The sequence below is a fragment of the Endozoicomonas atrinae genome (assembly GCF_001647025.1).
Taxonomy (GTDB): Bacteria; Pseudomonadota; Gammaproteobacteria; order Pseudomonadales; family Endozoicomonadaceae; genus Endozoicomonas; species Endozoicomonas atrinae.
Genome location: NZ_LUKQ02000134.1, coordinates 1 through 15819 on the forward strand (window position 1 = coordinate 1; position 15819 = coordinate 15819).

A 15819-nucleotide genomic window follows, 5' to 3' on the forward strand; every position below is an offset into this window, starting at 1 on the left:
GATCATCCTGAGTTTTAATCTGACTGGCTATTTGATCTACCAGTTTTTCGTTGATTTCAACGCTCATTGTTATTCTCCATTTTGGAGTATTAACGACAAGCGTTTACACAATTTAAATTACATTCCCTCTATTGTTTACTGCTTGAAGAACTCACCCAGCTTGGAAGCCAGCATCATGTTGCCTTCGGTACGCAGTTTTCCGGTCATGAAAGCCTGCATGCCATCCAGCTCACCACTCATCAGGCCAACAAATGTTTCGCTGTCCATGATCAGGGTAACGTGAGCGTCATCTTTGGTGCCTTCAGCAATTTCCAGGGCTCCGTCTTCGATAGCCGCATAGTAAGTCTTGTCATCGGTGATATCGAATTGGAAAGTCAGGGTTTGACCGGCAGCGGCAGACTCGTCAAAACGGCCTTTAATATTTTCAAGGGTTTCCTGAACAGTAGCCATGGTTTACTCCTTTGTCTTCTAAGGAAAGCGGACACCAGCTTATGACGATGCAGGCGTCTGTTTATTTTATTGTTAGTAGCACGCTATTTAATCACGGCGGATTAGATTGCACGGTGATATTGTTAACAGCATCATCAGAATGGGCATCGTCCGTTTTGCCTATGCTGCCATTATCTCCAGTAATGTAAGGGCCGCTTTGAATCCGTGAAAGATTGATATCCGTTTGCCTTATCAATTCATCCATTTTATTCAAGAGAAAGCATGAACTCTGCTGATATCTGATTAACTCAGTAAAGAAACCTTTTACTTACTACCATGGGCTATGCTCAAAAATGCTTAACCATAGTCTTTTTAGGTTTAGGGTATTTATATGTCAGTTGTTGCGGAACGGTTAGCTGAGCAGTCAAGCTTATTAGTGCGTTTACTGTGGTGTGACAATGCGAACCTGATTCGAGCCAAGTCATTTCACCGTGATTCACTGGGAACTTTCCAGGAAATGGGGATTGGTATTACGGCAGCATGTCAGGCATTGTCAGTCGTCAGTGATGCGCTTTGTGCTGATACAGGGCTTTCGGGAACTGGTGAAAACTGGCTGCAACCGGACTGGAATACATTAAAAATATCAGATTCTTCATCTGGCCATGCTGCGGTTATTGCAGATATCGTGCAGTGGGATGGTGAGCCATGGCCATTATGTCCAAGACACTTTTTGAAGCGGATGGTCAGTAATTTAAATGACGAGTTTAATTTGTCAGTGAAGGTGGGGTTTGAATATGAGTTTTACCTGATGGAGGATAAAGAAGAAGAGTGGGTACCTGCAGAGGCCTTTACTTATGCATCTGACTACGGGTTTTCAGTTTTACAGCCATTGGTGGATGATATTATCCAGAGCCTTGATAAACAGACTATCAAAGTTCGGACTGCCCATGCGGAAAGTGGACCCGGCCAGTTGGAAATGTCGCTGGATTATGGGGATGCCCTCAAGATTGCCGATGACCAGCTGTTCTTCCGAAAAACGGTTCATGCCATGGCCCGGCAGCATGGTTATGCCGCATCATTCCTGCCAAAAATTTTTGCTGATCAGTGTGGTTCAGGCATGCACCTTCACCTGAGTTTATGGCAGGAGGGGAGAAATATCCTTGCTGATGGTGATTCCCGCAAACTTTCTCCTGAAGCTGAGCAGTTCGCAGCGGGTATTCTCCATCATCTGCCAGCATTGACGGCGGTGACTACACCAACATGCAACTCTTTTCGGCGTATTACTCCGCACTGCTGGAGTGGTGCTTTTACGGCCTGGGGCTGGGATAACCGCGAAGCTGCGATAAGGATTCCAAGCCAGCCAGGGTGTATTGCTCCGTCTAACCTGGAATTGAAAACCATTGATGCCAGCGCAAATCCCTATCTGGCTCTTGGCAGCATTATTGCCGCAGGTATTGACGGGTTGAGAAATCGCATGGACTTGAAAGAAGAGTGCAGTATTGATCCTGGGTGTATGTCAGATCAGGAACGTGAAGCCTCCTCTATCAGGGCTCTGCCGGAAGATTTGTTGACTGCTTTATCCTGTTTTCGGGAAAATAATGTGCTGCTGAACGCTATGGGGGAAGGATTAGCAAAATCCTATTTAGGTGTTAAGCAGGCCGAGAATAATCATTTTTCAGAAATGTCACTGGAGGATGAAGTCAATTGGCTACTGCAGCGTTATTAGTCAAGTGATAAATCCTGAATGGTTTTAAAGTACTTGATCTATATAGAGATTTAACCGTTGTTTCTGAAAATGGAATTTGTTGACTAAGCTGTTTACATTCTAAATAGCGCTTGATTGTCAGCATGGATCCTATCGATATTAACTTTAAAACCGTTCGGGTTACTCCAAACTCAGGCGCTCTGGGAGCCTGGGTTGAAGGCATTGATGGAAAGAGTACGTTTCCTCCAGATACTTTCAGGGAGCTTCATAGGGCGTTTATCCGATATAAGGTGCTCTTCTTCCCAGATCAACACTTGTCCTCGCAGGAGTTTCTTGTGTTTGCCCGGCAATGGGGCTCGGTACAACAAAATCCCTATTTTCAGCCCCTTGGGAATTCATCTGAGATCACAGAAATTATTAAAAGACCTGAGGATTCAAGAAATATTGGTCGCTCCTGGCATATGGACTTTGGTTTTGATGAAAAGCCGACCAACATCAATTTATTAATGCCCAGGAAGCTTCCGAGGCGGGGAGGCGATACGCTCTTTTGTGATTTGAGTAAGGCATTTAAAGCGCTGTCCCCCGGATTACAGCAAACTCTGAAAGCGTTGAAGGTGGTTAACAGTAATCGGGATATTGTGCATGCTGCTCGATATGAAAAAGAGTTCAATGGGCGTCTTCCACAGAATAATATCGAAGTGAGAAATATTCACCCTGCGGTTATTCATAACCCCGATAATGGTGAGGACTCCCTGTTTATCAGTGCTACAGCTACGGAACGCTTTGACCAGTGGACCGCAGAAGAGTCAAAGCCGCTGCTGGATTACCTGTATGCTCATGTTGCCAGGCCTGATTTCTGCTGTCGATTTTCATGGGAGGAGGGGATGGTTGGGGTGTGGAGTAATCTGTATACCCTGCACTACGCGGTTAATGACTATCCAGATGAAGAGCGAATTATGCAGCGAATTGCGCTGACCGGTGAGCGATTGATTGCAGCAGGCTGAGTGTTATCAAGAGTTTGGCACTGCACGCTTAAAGAAGTCTCTGGCAAGCAAAGGCAATACATTTTTCCGACGTTTTTGACACTTTTACCAATGAAGTCTGCTCTGAGCATGAATTCTGGTTGATTTCAGCCGATGAGGGATGAAGGAGTTCTGCAACCCAGCGTACATCAATAAACGATAGGATATAAACATGCCACTAAGGACTGATGGGCAAAAACCGGTTGGGGCTGATATTCCGAACAGTAACGGTGGCAAAGTCGCATCAGCTGAAGAAAACAGTGACGGCTCACATAAAGGGATACCCGTTTCCAAGGTTGGTAAGGTCTCTAGAAAGAGCACGGCACCTGAAGAAGGTTATAGTGACAAGCCTGACACGCTTATCGAAAATAGAGATATCAAAGAAGAAGAGAGCAATACCAGGCTGTCAGGTCGTAATAGTGCCGCTAGGCAGCGCAGGCGTGAAAGGAACCGTAATTTAGAGAATAGGGAAAAAGCCCTCTCTTCTCAGGGACCCAATAATCGAGGCGAAGATATAAGAGGTAAACGAGCCAGCGTTGCTGAGGATTTGGGAATTAGTGACGATGAAAGCATTGATAGCCCGCCGCCTTCCCGGAAAGCCAGTATTCGAGAGAGAGAGTACGATAGTGGTATTGATACTGACACGAGTTCGCTTAATGACTGGGAAGCTCCCGAGAAAGAGTCAGCCGTACTATCAAAAACCAGTACACATTCTCCAGACATAAAAAAAGGGCGTCCGCTACCCGCACTGCCTAAAACTAAAAAACCTGAAACTACACAGCCTAAGAAACAATCTCCAACACCGGCACCACGCAAAAGTTTACAGCGAGGACAAGCGCCGGACACTGTAAAAGGCGAGGCTGTTCAACGGACGAACTCTGACCCGGTTAGCAAAGCTGCAAGTTCAGTTTCACGAACAGAAACTCACACTGAAAAAGAAGTAGCGGCTCAACAGGCAAACTCAGACGATGATATTCAAACCAGCAGCCATCCAGATCAGGATAAACTGCTTAAGCAGTGTCAGCGCCTTGCTGAAACAGTAGAAGATCTTGATGAGTATAAAGGCTCAAATAAAAGTGTTCATTTAGGTGAGCTTGAAAGGCTTGAGACTGCGCATGCTGAAAACCTCGAGGTTGATGACAGTGCACTTGAGCATTATCTGACTCATGACAAAACAGCCGTTGGAATCAGAAGGGAGAGAAAGAAGTTTAAACCTACTTCAGAAGCCGCTAAATACAAAATGAGTTTGTTTCTGAAAAGTGCGAGAAAATTCTGGCAGAGCGAATTTTTACCCCGGGCTAAAGGTGAGAAAAGAAAGCTTCACCCTGTTCGACAAAAGCGAGAAGCACCAGAAATGGATCATGTCATGGAAAAGGTTTTAGGCGAATACGGCGGTGCTGTTAAGTTGAGCGAAAAGCTTGAGTCTGAAGTGGCATTATCTCCTGGCGGTAAATATGCCGCTGCAAAGAAAGAGTTTTTGGATAAACTGCATAGCAGTCAGTGGGCAAAGGAGAGAATGGAAGAAGTACTGCCTTTGCAGCAGCGCCTCCAGACATTGAAGGCCGCACTGTTTGAGGAACTGGCTATTGAAGGCCACAAAGACATTGAGGAACTGGTTGACCCACATATCAGAGACAGTGCCTATGTTTCTGCACTTGAGGCAGCATTTGAAACAATAGATATGATGCCTTTTAAAGCTCGAAGACATCTGGAAAAGCACCCGGCACTGCAAAAACATCTGAAGGAATTGCACGACAAGGAAGATCCGGATGTTCTGGAGCGTATGGAACATCCGGATGTTCTGGAATATATGGATAAGCTGGATGATATGGAACGTCTGAGTGACAAGGAGTATCTGGAAAAGTTAAAACATCTTAGAGACATACAATATATAAGGGGTTTCAGTGGCGAGTTCAGGCTTAAATGGCTGGCAAAACACCTGTCACAAACATTTCGGCGCTATTCCAATAACACAATAGATGACCCAGCCTTCAGAAAAAATATGAAGGGTATACTGGATACGCTCAATGCCCGGGAGCGGGATATTGGTAGGACGCTCAAACCAAGGGAAGAGGCATTTGAGGAGTGGTGTGAAGAGTTAGGCGCTGTCAGAAAAGAGCTGATAGAAGCCAAGGAAACTTATGAGGAAAGCGGTGAGGAGGGAGTCGATATACTCAGACAGAGAAAAGTTTTAGCCAGGGCCAAAGAGCTCAAAGAATCGATGGTGCCGGTGCTTGATCAGATTAAGCTTGTCGCAGACTATAAAAAGCCAGATTGGCAAGGTGCCATTCTTGCAGAGGAACTTGACGGCCTTGGTAAGCAAATGGTTTCTGTTACGAAATTGATTCGAAAGTGTGAGGAAAAGCTTGCTGACCCTGAAATAAAAGACAAGTCCCGTGATAAGACTCAGGAAAAAAAGAAACAGCTTGAAAGACAGCATGCTGATCTTGAAAAACAGTATGCTGAAGTGGAAGGAGAGTATACAACGTTTCGTAAAGCATACAATGAATATAAGAAAATTGAATTTAATATGGATATTAAGCTGGTCAACAGCTATCCACGCTCACCAAAGGAGAAGCACAAGTCTTTGAAGAAGGAATGTAGCGCTTTGGATAAAGAGCATGCCTCTCTTAAGAAAGACATTAAAAAGTGTCAGGAAAAGCTCAAAAAAGCTGAACACAAAGGCGAGTCCCTGGAAGAGATTCAGGATACATTGGAAGAGCTTCAACAGCAGTATGCCGATACTGAACGTCAGTTAGCTGATTTGAAAAAACAGCATGAAGAGCTCGGCCAGGCTCTAAAAGGGGAGCTTGGTCAAGCGCTAAAAAGATTGAAAAAAGTTCATTGGGTGATGGATGGTGGTGATCCAATGGAGATGGATGATGATGAATAAAGCCATTGTCCAGGCTTTTGATGTCGCCAGCTGAGAGTTACCTGGGGAATGGTTCACTGATTACTGTCAAACCACTCCCTCATTGGTAATACTGAGCTTAAAGGCCCGGTGCTATATAGTGCGGGCTTATTCCCGTACTGGAAATCACTTCCTCAATATCTTGATTCTGGTAAACCCCGCACTGCAGCAGTAATGTTTTGAACCCCATGGCATTTCCCCCCAGAATATCGGTATACAGCGTATCCCCAACCATCAGGACTCTGGATGGGTCGGTAATCTGATGTTGCTCAATTGCCATTGAAAAAATGGAACGGCCGGGTTTGCCGAACAATGTCGGTTTTGCCGTTTGAATCGTTTGCTCTACCAGGTCTGCGATAAAGTAACCCGGTGTTGCGGTGACGTGATCACCATGAGGTGCGCCGATATCCGGATTGCCGACCACCAGTTCAAACTGACGCCCATTGGCCGTACTTACCAGGTTTTCCTGCATTTTTGCTGTCCAGCCTGCACCGGTCAGGAAGAGCAGGGTATCAATACCTTCCGGGATCTCACCATTACAGCCATTGAGTCTTATCATGCCTTCCAGTAGATGGTTAGAAGGGTGCTCAAGAGGTGCAATAACAGCAATATGATCACGTTTGGTCAGTGTGCTGAGGTATTGCTCTGTAATATCAAGGCTCGTCAATACTTCAACTGCACTAAAGTCAAACCCTCGTGCCTGGTACTTTTCTGCGGCCACCGAGCGATTGGTCAGTGTATCGTTGGAAACAACGCAAAATGGGATGTTGTTTGCCCTGAGCTGTTGTATTGCCTCTGGAGCACCGTCAATGGGTGTGCTGCCACGGCAAAGGACACCGTAAGAGTCCAGAAGAACCAGGTCAAACTGCCCCATGATATCTGCCAGACCATCAATAAACTCAGGTGCAGACTGCGGATTGGCAATGGCCGGGTACCAGTCAAGATGACGGGCGTATATCTCGTTCAAGGAGTCGGGAGAAAGAACAATCATGGAACGCTGCCTGGTGCTTAAAATGAACGTCGTTTAATGCCTCTGATTATATCAGATATCTGGCTGGTAAATGCCTATAAAGCCTTTGATAACTCTGGTCTCGGCCAAGCAGGATATTTTTTTTGTGCTAGCTTGAAGGGTTCTTTCTCTAGCCGTTGAGGTGTTTGGTTGTGAGGCCGAATTGTATTGTTAAAGCCGTCTGTTTTCTGTTTCTTGCAGTCTCGATATATGGATACACGGCAGGCCCAGGGATTAATGACCCTCTACCGGTATATTCGGAAGATCAGGGAGTCAGGGATTCGATCATCAAAATCTATACCTCATTTAACCAATACGATCATCAGAACCCATGGACCAACCTTGGCCCAAGACAGAAGTATGGTTCCGGAGCCATTATCCAGCTGCCAGACAGTGACCAGAGGGTCGTTCTGACCAATAGCCATGTGATCAGTGCCCATACTTATATTGAAGGCAGAAAAAATGGTCAGACGGACCGCTATAAACTCAAGCCTTTATGGGTTTCACATGAGTTGGATCTGGCATTGCTGGTCCCCTTCCATGACCATGAGAAAGAGTTGTTCTTCAGCGGTACCACCCCTATCCCTCTGGGTAAGGTTCCACCTCTGCAAACGGATTTGATGCTGCTTGGCTATCCTATTGGTGGTGATACGATCAGTGTAACCAAAGGGGTTCTGTCCCGCCTGGAATACCAGCCTTACAGCAACTCCGGCTTCTCATTTCTGGCAGGACAGATTGATGCAGCCAGTAACCCGGGCAACAGTGGTGGCCCCGCAGTGGTTAACGGAGAGATCATTGGTGTGTTAATGCAGGGATACAGTCCTTTCGAAGCCAGCAATATTGCCCATATTGTGCCAGTAAATATCATAAGGCACTTTTTACAGGACGTTGCTGATGGTCATTACCGCGGGATTCCCAGCCTCGGTGTTGAAACGGAAGAACTTGAAAATGCCTTTTTTAAAACCGTCTATGGGGTGAAAGAAAACAAAGGGGTTCTGGTTCGCCATGTAATACCGGGTTCTGCTGCTGACGGTGTGCTGCAGCCGGATGATGTTATCCTCGAGCTGGACGGGCATGCAGTTGGTCATGATAAAACCATCGTATTCCGTGGCAGTGAGCGGGTTTCCATGGATTATGTAATTCACTCACGGCAGGTTGGAGAGGAACTTGGGGTTCGGGTTATTCGGGACAAGCAGGAGCAGGATCTGGTGGTTACGCTCACCCAGCCAGTGAATAATGATCTGTTGCTCGGGTTTGATGGTCAGTCTGCTCCTTCATACTTTATTTATCAGGGGCTGGTCTTTACCAAAGTGACCAGAGAGCTCCTGATGGGGGCGGGTCATGAACTTCTTTCTTATGCAGGACTTACACCGGTATTGCTCCATAATTTTCGGTTTGCGGATCAAGATGAGGTTGTTGTTATCCTGAAAGTCCTTCCCCATGAGGCAAACCGGGGTTATCACAATATTTTCCTGAGAAGAGTTGAGAGTATCGGTTCTGAAAAAGTCAGAAACCTCAAGCAACTGGTTGACCTGATCGAATCGCAAGAACAGGACTTTCTGGAGCTAAACACTGGTTACAAGGGACTGGAGAAAATTGTCCTGAATACGCATCTGACCGATATTGTGAATGCTGAGGTAATGTGGCTTAACGGTATTCAGCATGACCGCTCTAAAAATTTCCGTATAAATGAATGCAATGCTGCAGATGACAATACCTGCAAAAGTGAGGAAGACATGAATGCTAAACTGTTGCAGCAATACAGAGAGATGATTAGTGCTGGAGGTTAATTCAACGATTCGAATGTAGATGAAATAGAGCGTTTTGGTGGCCAGTCAGTAGCTGGCCTTTTTATTCTCTGAAAAAATAATGTTTCAGTAGTCCTGTGCGATAAAAAAGGTATCACTTTCCTGATTCTGAGATAACGAATGCCTATTCATTTAAAAACTATAGTATTGGCCACTGTTCTGATCTTATTGGTAAGCCTTCCTGATTTAAGCCAGGCAGTAACTAAGGTAGAAGAAGCAATCAGCAGAGAGATGCAAAGCTGGCAAACAGTAAAGGTTAGAAAAAAAGAGGGTCTTGCTCTCAGAACCGCATTCATCTGCAGCTTTTTTACAGCCACTCCCCGAACCAGTTACCCCGATGGAACCACGATGTCCGGTGGTAGTGTGCTGTTCTATGAAAACGGCAGGACTGTCAAAAGTCTTTTCAGGCCTTCTGTGTTTGCCTCATCGAATGATGAGTCAATGCCTGAACTGATGGCCTGTATTCATGAAGACTTTCGTATTACCGACCTGGAAGAAGCCGGGATACTGGCTGAAGCACTGGAGAAGTTGTTTGAGCAAAGCTCATCCTTTCCAGAGGAGGCTGAAATTAAACGATTTCAGAATGGGTGGGTCATTATTAACGATGAGTTCTTTGGAAAAAGGCAGGGCTACATTATTACCACGAACTCTGAAGGTGCCATATTGCGCATAGGATATTCAGTTAATATTGATGGAGGCTAATTCAATAAAAGAGTGTGGCGTTGAAATTAAAGATAGGGCTCATTAAGAGCCCTATCTTGTTTAGAACTTAATATTTAACACGATAAAACAACGCATAAAGTACCGGCACCAGGCCCAGTGTCAAAATGGTTGAGAACAGCAAGCCGGCAATAATGGCTACAGCCATAGGCTCCCACATCTCCCCTCCTCCCAGGTACAGTGGAATCATACCAAGAACGGTGGTTGCCGTTGTCAGCAGGATGGGGCGAAGCCGGCGTTGTGCCGCAACAATAATCGCTTCCTGAGCCGAAAGACCATTGTCGTCAATCTCGTACTTGATACGTTCCAGAAGAACAATGGCATTGTTAATGACAATACCGGCGAGAGAGATAACCCCCAGTAACGTCATAAACCCAAAGAAGGACTGAGCGGTCAGCAGGCCAATGATTACACCAATCATACCCAGGGGAATCGTGGCGAGGATAATGGCGGGTTTACGCAGGGAGTTAAACTGTGCCACCAGAAGAATCAGGATAATAAAGGCCGCCATCGGCAGTTTTTCACCAATGGACTGGTTGGCTTTACCTGAACTTTCTGCTTCACCGCCCAGTTCGTAGCGATAGCCAGCAGGCCATTGCGTGGAATGTTCATCCAGCCAGGGCTGCAGTTTTGCAAAACCTTCTGATGCCGTCATACCCGATGTCAGCTGGGCCCCCACCGATACGGTTTTCAAACCATCACGTCGCAGGATTTGTGCCGGCTCCCATACCACCTCAATATCAGCAACCTGATTCAGGGTGACCGATTCTCCAGTGGACTGGATATATACCGAGAGGGTTTCCAGTTTGTCGATGTCCTGCCTGTCAGCCTCCACAGACCTGAGGAGTACTGGTATGGCATCTTCACCTTCCCGGTACTGAGTTAACTCAAGTCCACTCAAACCGCTTTGCAGAGAAATGGCAATATCCTGGCTGGTGGCTCCGACCCTCAGGGCCCGGGACTGGTTAATCACCACTTTTAATTTCTTGATCCGCTGACCCCAGTCATCGCTGATGTTTTTCAGCCCGCTGATTTGAGACATTTCCGCTTTCAGCTGCTCGACCAGCGAGAACAACGGGTCTGTCTCTTTGCCGTAGAGTCGTATTTCGACCGGGTTGGTAATGGATACGCCACTCTCAATACGGCGGCTGGTAATCTGAAGGTCAGGAAAGTTGTCAAAGGCGTAACGATCCAGTTTTTCAATCATGTCACCAATCACTTCCGAGGAGGAGGTATTGATGACCATCATCGCATAGTTGGGGCTGGCCGGCTCCGGACTGTGCTGAAGCACAAATCGTGGCCCACCGTTACCTATATGACTGATCCAGCTGGTGACGCCTTCAGTGCGATCAGGATTTACCTGCAACTCTTTTTTTATAAAGACTTCAAGCTCTTCAACAATGGTTTCAGTTCGCTCTATTGCCGTTCCCAGGGGAAGCTCCAGCTCGGTTTTAAAGTAGAGTCGATCAGAAGGGGGGAAAAAGATTTTGGGCACGTATTTGAAGCCGCTCATGACCACGGCAAACAGCACAGCGGTGGCTGCAAGTGAAAGTAACCGATGCTTCAAAACCCAGGTCAGCAGCTCGCGGTATTTCTGGTAAAAACCACGGTTATAATCCGTGCTCTCTTTTTTAGGCTTCAGGAACTGAACACACAATAGTGGTATCAGCGTCATGGACAGCAGCCATGAGCAGAGCAGGGTAATGGTGACCACCAGGAACAGGGAGGCGGTAAATTCACCCACTGCGGATTCCGCCAGGTAGATGGGTAAGAAGGCGGCGGCTGTCGTTAAGGAGGACGTCAGCAGTGGAACCCGAAGTTCACTGGCTGAATCAATCGCAGCCTCTACCGGCCTTTTGCCATTATTCATCTGAACCATGATGCTTTCGGCCATGACGATGCCATTATCGACCAGCATGCCCAGAGCGATAATCAACGCGGCCAGTGAGATCTGATCCAGTCCAATATTAAAGAAAGACATCACCAGCATGGCTGAAATCATGCTCATGGGAATCAGTGAGGCAACGATGAGTCCGGTACGTGGCCCCAGGGCAACCAGCATTACGGCCGCAACCACCAGAACAGCCTGAATCAGGTTGCTGACAAAGTCATTAACCTTGTCTTCTACCTCTTTGGGGGAAAAGTTAATTACGTTGAAATCAATCCCGATCGGGTAGGTCTGGTTCAGGTAGTTCAGCACCTCCTTGACCTGCTCACCCATGCGGATATTGTTACCACCTTCCCGCATGGAAAGGCCCAGCCCAAGCGCCAGCTGACCAGAGGAGTGGACTTTGGAGGAGGCTGGATCTACATAGCCGCGCTTGATGGTCGCGATATCTTCCAGGTAAACGACATTATTGCTGCCGGGAATAGAGACAATGGTATGACGTATATCGTCCACTGACTCAAAGTTACCACTTGGCTCCAACTCAATACGTTCCATATCCAGGGTAATAGCGCCGCCGGGAACCACAATATTGCGGTTCTCCAGCATCTGCATCAGCTGGGTAGGGGAAAGTCCAAGTTCAGAAAGACGAGCATTGTTGTATTCAATAAAAATACGCTCTTCCTGGGCACCATAGATTTCCACCTTGGCTACTTCCGGTACCCGGAGAAATTCATCTCTTGCCTGGTCAGCGATATCCTTTAATTCGGCGTAGCTGAACTCGGGGCCGGTAAGGGTTACCACAACGCCAAAAACATCACCAAATTCGTCGTTAACTTCAGGGCCGATAACCCCATCAGGCATGTCTTTGGCCGCACTCTCAATTTTGCGCCGAAGGTTATCCCAGATAGGGCGCATATTGGTGTAGCTTTCCTGAATACTTACCGTGATGATGGATACACCAGTCCGTGATGTGCTTTTCACAAAGTCCAGCTCGGGAATTTCCTGGATGACCTTTTCCAGCTTGTCGGTAATCAGCTGTTCAACCCGCTCCGGGCTGGCTCCGGGGAAGTGGGTGATGACTTTCGCAACCCGGATGACAAAACCGGGATCGTAGGCCCTTGGCAGGTTTTTGTAGGCCTGGAGGCCGGCAATGATCAGGACAATAATCAGTACCAGTGCCGTTCGGTTATTGTTTATTGTCGCTCGGGTAATGTTCATCGTGCCGTCCCTTCCTGAAGACGGACTTTCATTCCCTCGCTCATCTGGCTCATGCCAGCAGTGACGACTCGGTCACCAATAGCGAGCCCAGACTCAATAATAATCCCCTGTTTGGATAGCTTCCCTGTAGTAACGGTTTTGCGGGTAATGCTACCGGTTTCGTTCCCTTCATCATTGACCAAGTAAACGAAACGACCGTTTTTATCCTCCATAACGGCATACGCGGGAATCAGGATGATGTCGCTGCGGGGGGACTTCTGCTCTGCCCTGACCACCACTGACATGCCTGGCAATACCAGGCGATTCTCAATGGCCGGCATGGCAAACGTCATGGTATAGGTCTGGGTGCTTTCATCTGCCTGGGTTGAGGTTTCCCTCAACGTCAGTGGAAACAGGCGGTCAGGGATGGAGCTGAAGCGGGCATGGAAGGTGTAATCACCTTTGTGATTTCTGGAGCGAATCAGAACGCTTTCTGGCAGTTCCATTTCTACCAGGAGAGCTGAGGTATCCTGGAGGGAGATGATTTCCTGCTTGGCTGACACTTCTTCGTAGTTATCGATATAGCGTCGTGCAACACGTCCATTAAAAGGTGCTCGCAGAATGGTGTAATCCAGCTCCTGTTGCGCTGCCTGAAGTTGAGATGAAGCGGTGCTGACTTTGGCTTTCAGGTTATCCAGTTCTGCACGGGCAATGGCACCTTTTTCTATCAGCTTTCTGGCCCGGTCGTAGTCTGCTTTGGCGACATCATAAGAAGCCTGTCGGTCTTTTAATTTGATCTCAAAATCCACCTGATCAAGTCTGGCAATTTCATCCCCTTCTTTAACAAGCTCACCTTCCTTGACCAGTATATCCTCAAGCTTGCCAGCCACCCGGAAACTGAGATTGGCTTTCTGCACCGCATCAACGGTTGCCGGAAATTCTTTCACCCAACCGGATTCAGGAGAATCAACCACAATGGAGCGAACGGGGCGAAGCATTTCTTCCTGTTCAGGCTGTTCCTGATTGCATCCGGAAATCAAACCCAGGGTCAGAGCTGTTACTATTATTTTTCCCAAAGACTTCTGTTTAAGCTTCATCCTTACTCCGTGCATGGCGTTTCTGGTCATTATTGGGTATATGGTATCAAAAAAATGTCATGGGAATGTTCTCGTGAGGTTACGGGTTTTACTTGGAATAAATTGCGATGACTGAAGTCAATACTTGTCCAGGGTGTGGTCAGCCGAATCAATGTGCTTCATCGAAGGGGGAGCCACCCGAAAGCTGCTGGTGTATGAAACCTCTGCAATCTGAAGACAAATTGGAGGCTCCGGTCCTGCTGCCGGTTCCAAAAGAAGTGACCAGTTGTTACTGTGAGCGCTGCCTGGAAAAAATACAGAAGGAATCGGGTCGTGCTCAAAACTCTACTGGTTAGTCTGTTGGCTTTTAACTTAATAGCCTGTGCCAGTCTGCCATCCGAATCCCGGGCAAAGCCATCCCATGCTCTGGAATCAGCGGCTTCCCGGTCAACGCGTATTGGTCAATGGGTCGATAGTGGAAATGCCCGCCACCCGGGTTTAAGCGGTTTTCATCCACTGTCCGACGGGCTGGACGCTTTTGTTGCCCGGCTGGCATTGATTGAAGCGGCGGATCAAACCATTGATGCCCAATACTACCTTTACCATGATGACCTGGCAGGTCAGCTGTTTCTGCAGTATTTGCTGAGAGCGGCCGACCGAGGTGTCCGGGTTCGTCTGTTGCTGGATGACTTATCCATAGCCAGACTTGATAAGACGGTAGCTATTGCCAATGAACACCCCTTGTTTGAAATCCGGCTGTTCAATCCACTGGCTACCCGTGGCTGGGGGCGCTCTGTTCAGCTGCTGACTCAGTTTGACCGAGCCAACCGGCGGATGCACAACAAGAGCTTTATTGTTGATAATCAGCTGGCCATTCTGGGTGGCCGAAATATTGGCAATGAATATTATCGGAACAGTGCTGTTGAGTTTACTGACCTCGATATGATTCACCGGGGTATTGTAGTTCCTCAAATTTCCCGTGAATTTGACAGCTATTGGAACAGTTCATTAAGTTATCCGGCTGAATCACTCATCAATAAAACGGTAACCTCTGAAGATAAACAACAGCTCACTAATGAGCTTGCTAAAGCGGCTGGTTCAGTAGCGGGACAACAATACATCAATCGCCTTAAGCAGGCGTCACTGCTTGAGCGGATTACCAGTGGAGGGATGCACTGGTATTGGGGAGATGTCTCTGTTTATGCTGATGCACCGGAAAAAATACTGGCCCCTGTTTCAGATCGTTCGACCCATCTGTCTCCCCGACTATTACCATATATAGACAGTGCCACCAGAGAGCTGGTGATGTTTTCTCCTTACCTGGTGCCGGGGAAAGAGGGAGTAAATTACTTTGCTGATCTGGTCAACCGGGGAGTCAGGGTTGTGTTGATTACCAACAGCCTTGCTTCAACCGATGTTGCGGTTGTCCATGCCGGGTACAGTAAATACAGGAAAGATCTATTAGAGGCGGGTGTTCGTCTTATTGAGGTGAAGCCTCATGCAGCAAAGGGTGAAATACATAAAACCATTACTGGCTCCAGCAGGGCTAGTCTACATGCCAAAACCTTTATTATTGATCGACGTTATCTATTTGTTGGCTCGTTGAATCTTGATCCTAGATCGGCTCTGTTGAATACAGAAATTGGAGCCATCTATGACACGCCTGAGATGGCGGAAGACTTTGTCTCTGGTCTGAGCCAGCTGGACAGGGGAGAGTTCTGGGAATTGAAACTGACGGAGAACGGTATTCAATGGTTTGATTGTAATCCGGAGTGTCGAGCCGTCAGCAATAAAGATCCTGAAAGTTCCGTGTTTACCCGAATGGGGATTTTTATTCTCTCTCTGCTGCCAATTGAGCAGCAGTTATAGGAAGCCGGGCTGTTGTTCCATATTGACAGAGTTGTGTTGTCATAATGATATTCATGTTATACCAATCGCATTTTCTAAATCCTTAAGCTGCCGCCAACTATGCTTAGGCATCATTACCATGCATTATCTAGAACAGATGTCTCGTCGACCACAGCTACCCGAAGGTTTTAATGATGTTGATTTTC

At 47.2% G+C, this 15819-nt stretch carries 11 protein-coding genes; 7 read left to right on the forward strand and 4 right to left on the reverse strand.

From position 1 onward, the window contains the following. Window positions 1-135: 135 nt before the first annotated feature. Window positions 136-450, reverse strand: a complete 315-nt coding sequence (locus tag AK963_RS17220; RefSeq protein ID WP_066016682.1) for an SCP2 sterol-binding domain-containing protein — start codon at window positions 448-450, stop codon at window positions 136-138. A gap of 370 nt (window positions 451-820) precedes the next feature. Here AK963_RS17220 and AK963_RS17225 point away from each other — a divergent pair, with 370 nt between their 5' ends. The 3 genes from AK963_RS17225 (at window position 821) to AK963_RS17235 (ending at window position 6049) form a co-directional block, all read left to right on the forward strand. Next, the gene (locus AK963_RS17225) at window positions 821-2155 is read left to right on the forward strand and encodes a glutamine synthetase family protein (protein WP_066016683.1); all 1335 of its coding nucleotides are present in this window, start codon (window positions 821-823) and stop codon (window positions 2153-2155) included. 122 nt (window positions 2156-2277) lie between these two features. Then, entirely contained in the window at window positions 2278-3138 is an 861-nt protein-coding gene (locus AK963_RS17230; RefSeq protein WP_066016684.1) for a TauD/TfdA dioxygenase family protein, read from the forward strand. 190 nt (window positions 3139-3328) lie between these two features. Beyond that, entirely contained in the window at window positions 3329-6049 is a 2721-nt protein-coding gene (locus AK963_RS17235; RefSeq protein ID WP_066016685.1) for a hypothetical protein, read from the forward strand. Between the two features lie 97 nt (window positions 6050-6146). On the opposite strand, the gene AK963_RS17240 is transcribed toward AK963_RS17235, so the two are convergent. Continuing rightward, on the reverse strand, window positions 6147-7058 hold the full coding sequence (locus AK963_RS17240) for an HAD-IIA family hydrolase (protein ID WP_066016686.1): 912 nt from the start codon (window positions 7056-7058) through the stop codon (window positions 6147-6149). Window positions 7059-7228: 170 nt separating this feature from the next. Between AK963_RS17240 and AK963_RS17245 the strand changes: the two genes are divergently transcribed. Both AK963_RS17245 and AK963_RS17250 read left to right on the forward strand, forming a co-directional pair. Then, window positions 7229-8866, forward strand: coding sequence for a S1C family serine protease (locus AK963_RS17245; RefSeq protein ID WP_066016687.1), 1638 nt, complete (start codon window positions 7229-7231; stop codon window positions 8864-8866). Window positions 8867-9115: 249 nt separating this feature from the next. After that, on the forward strand, window positions 9116-9586 hold the full coding sequence (locus tag AK963_RS17250) for a hypothetical protein (RefSeq protein WP_139117476.1): 471 nt from the start codon (window positions 9116-9118) through the stop codon (window positions 9584-9586). Between the two features lie 67 nt (window positions 9587-9653). On the opposite strand, the gene AK963_RS17255 is transcribed toward AK963_RS17250, so the two are convergent. Both AK963_RS17255 and AK963_RS17260 read right to left on the reverse strand, forming a co-directional pair. Next, a complete protein-coding gene (locus AK963_RS17255) occupies window positions 9654-12710 on the reverse strand; it encodes an efflux RND transporter permease subunit (protein ID WP_066016689.1) in 3057 nt (1018 codons plus the stop codon). Beyond that, window positions 12707-13786: an efflux RND transporter periplasmic adaptor subunit gene (locus AK963_RS17260; RefSeq protein ID WP_066016690.1), complete on the reverse strand. Its 1080-nt coding sequence runs from the start codon at window positions 13784-13786 to the stop codon at window positions 12707-12709. The genes AK963_RS17255 and AK963_RS17260 overlap by 4 nt, the downstream gene beginning before the upstream one ends. Window positions 13787-13893: 107 nt before the next feature. On the opposite strand from AK963_RS17260, the gene AK963_RS36900 reads away from it, so the two are divergent. Next, on the forward strand, window positions 13894-14121 hold the full coding sequence (locus AK963_RS36900; protein ID WP_083232727.1) for a cysteine-rich CWC family protein: 228 nt from the start codon (window positions 13894-13896) through the stop codon (window positions 14119-14121). Next, window positions 14099-15634 (forward strand): phospholipase D family protein, encoded by a 1536-nt coding sequence (locus tag AK963_RS17265; protein WP_066016691.1) that lies wholly within the window; start codon window positions 14099-14101, stop codon window positions 15632-15634. Before AK963_RS36900 ends, AK963_RS17265 begins: the two co-directional genes overlap by 23 nt. The last annotated feature ends 185 nt before the right edge of the window (window positions 15635-15819 follow it).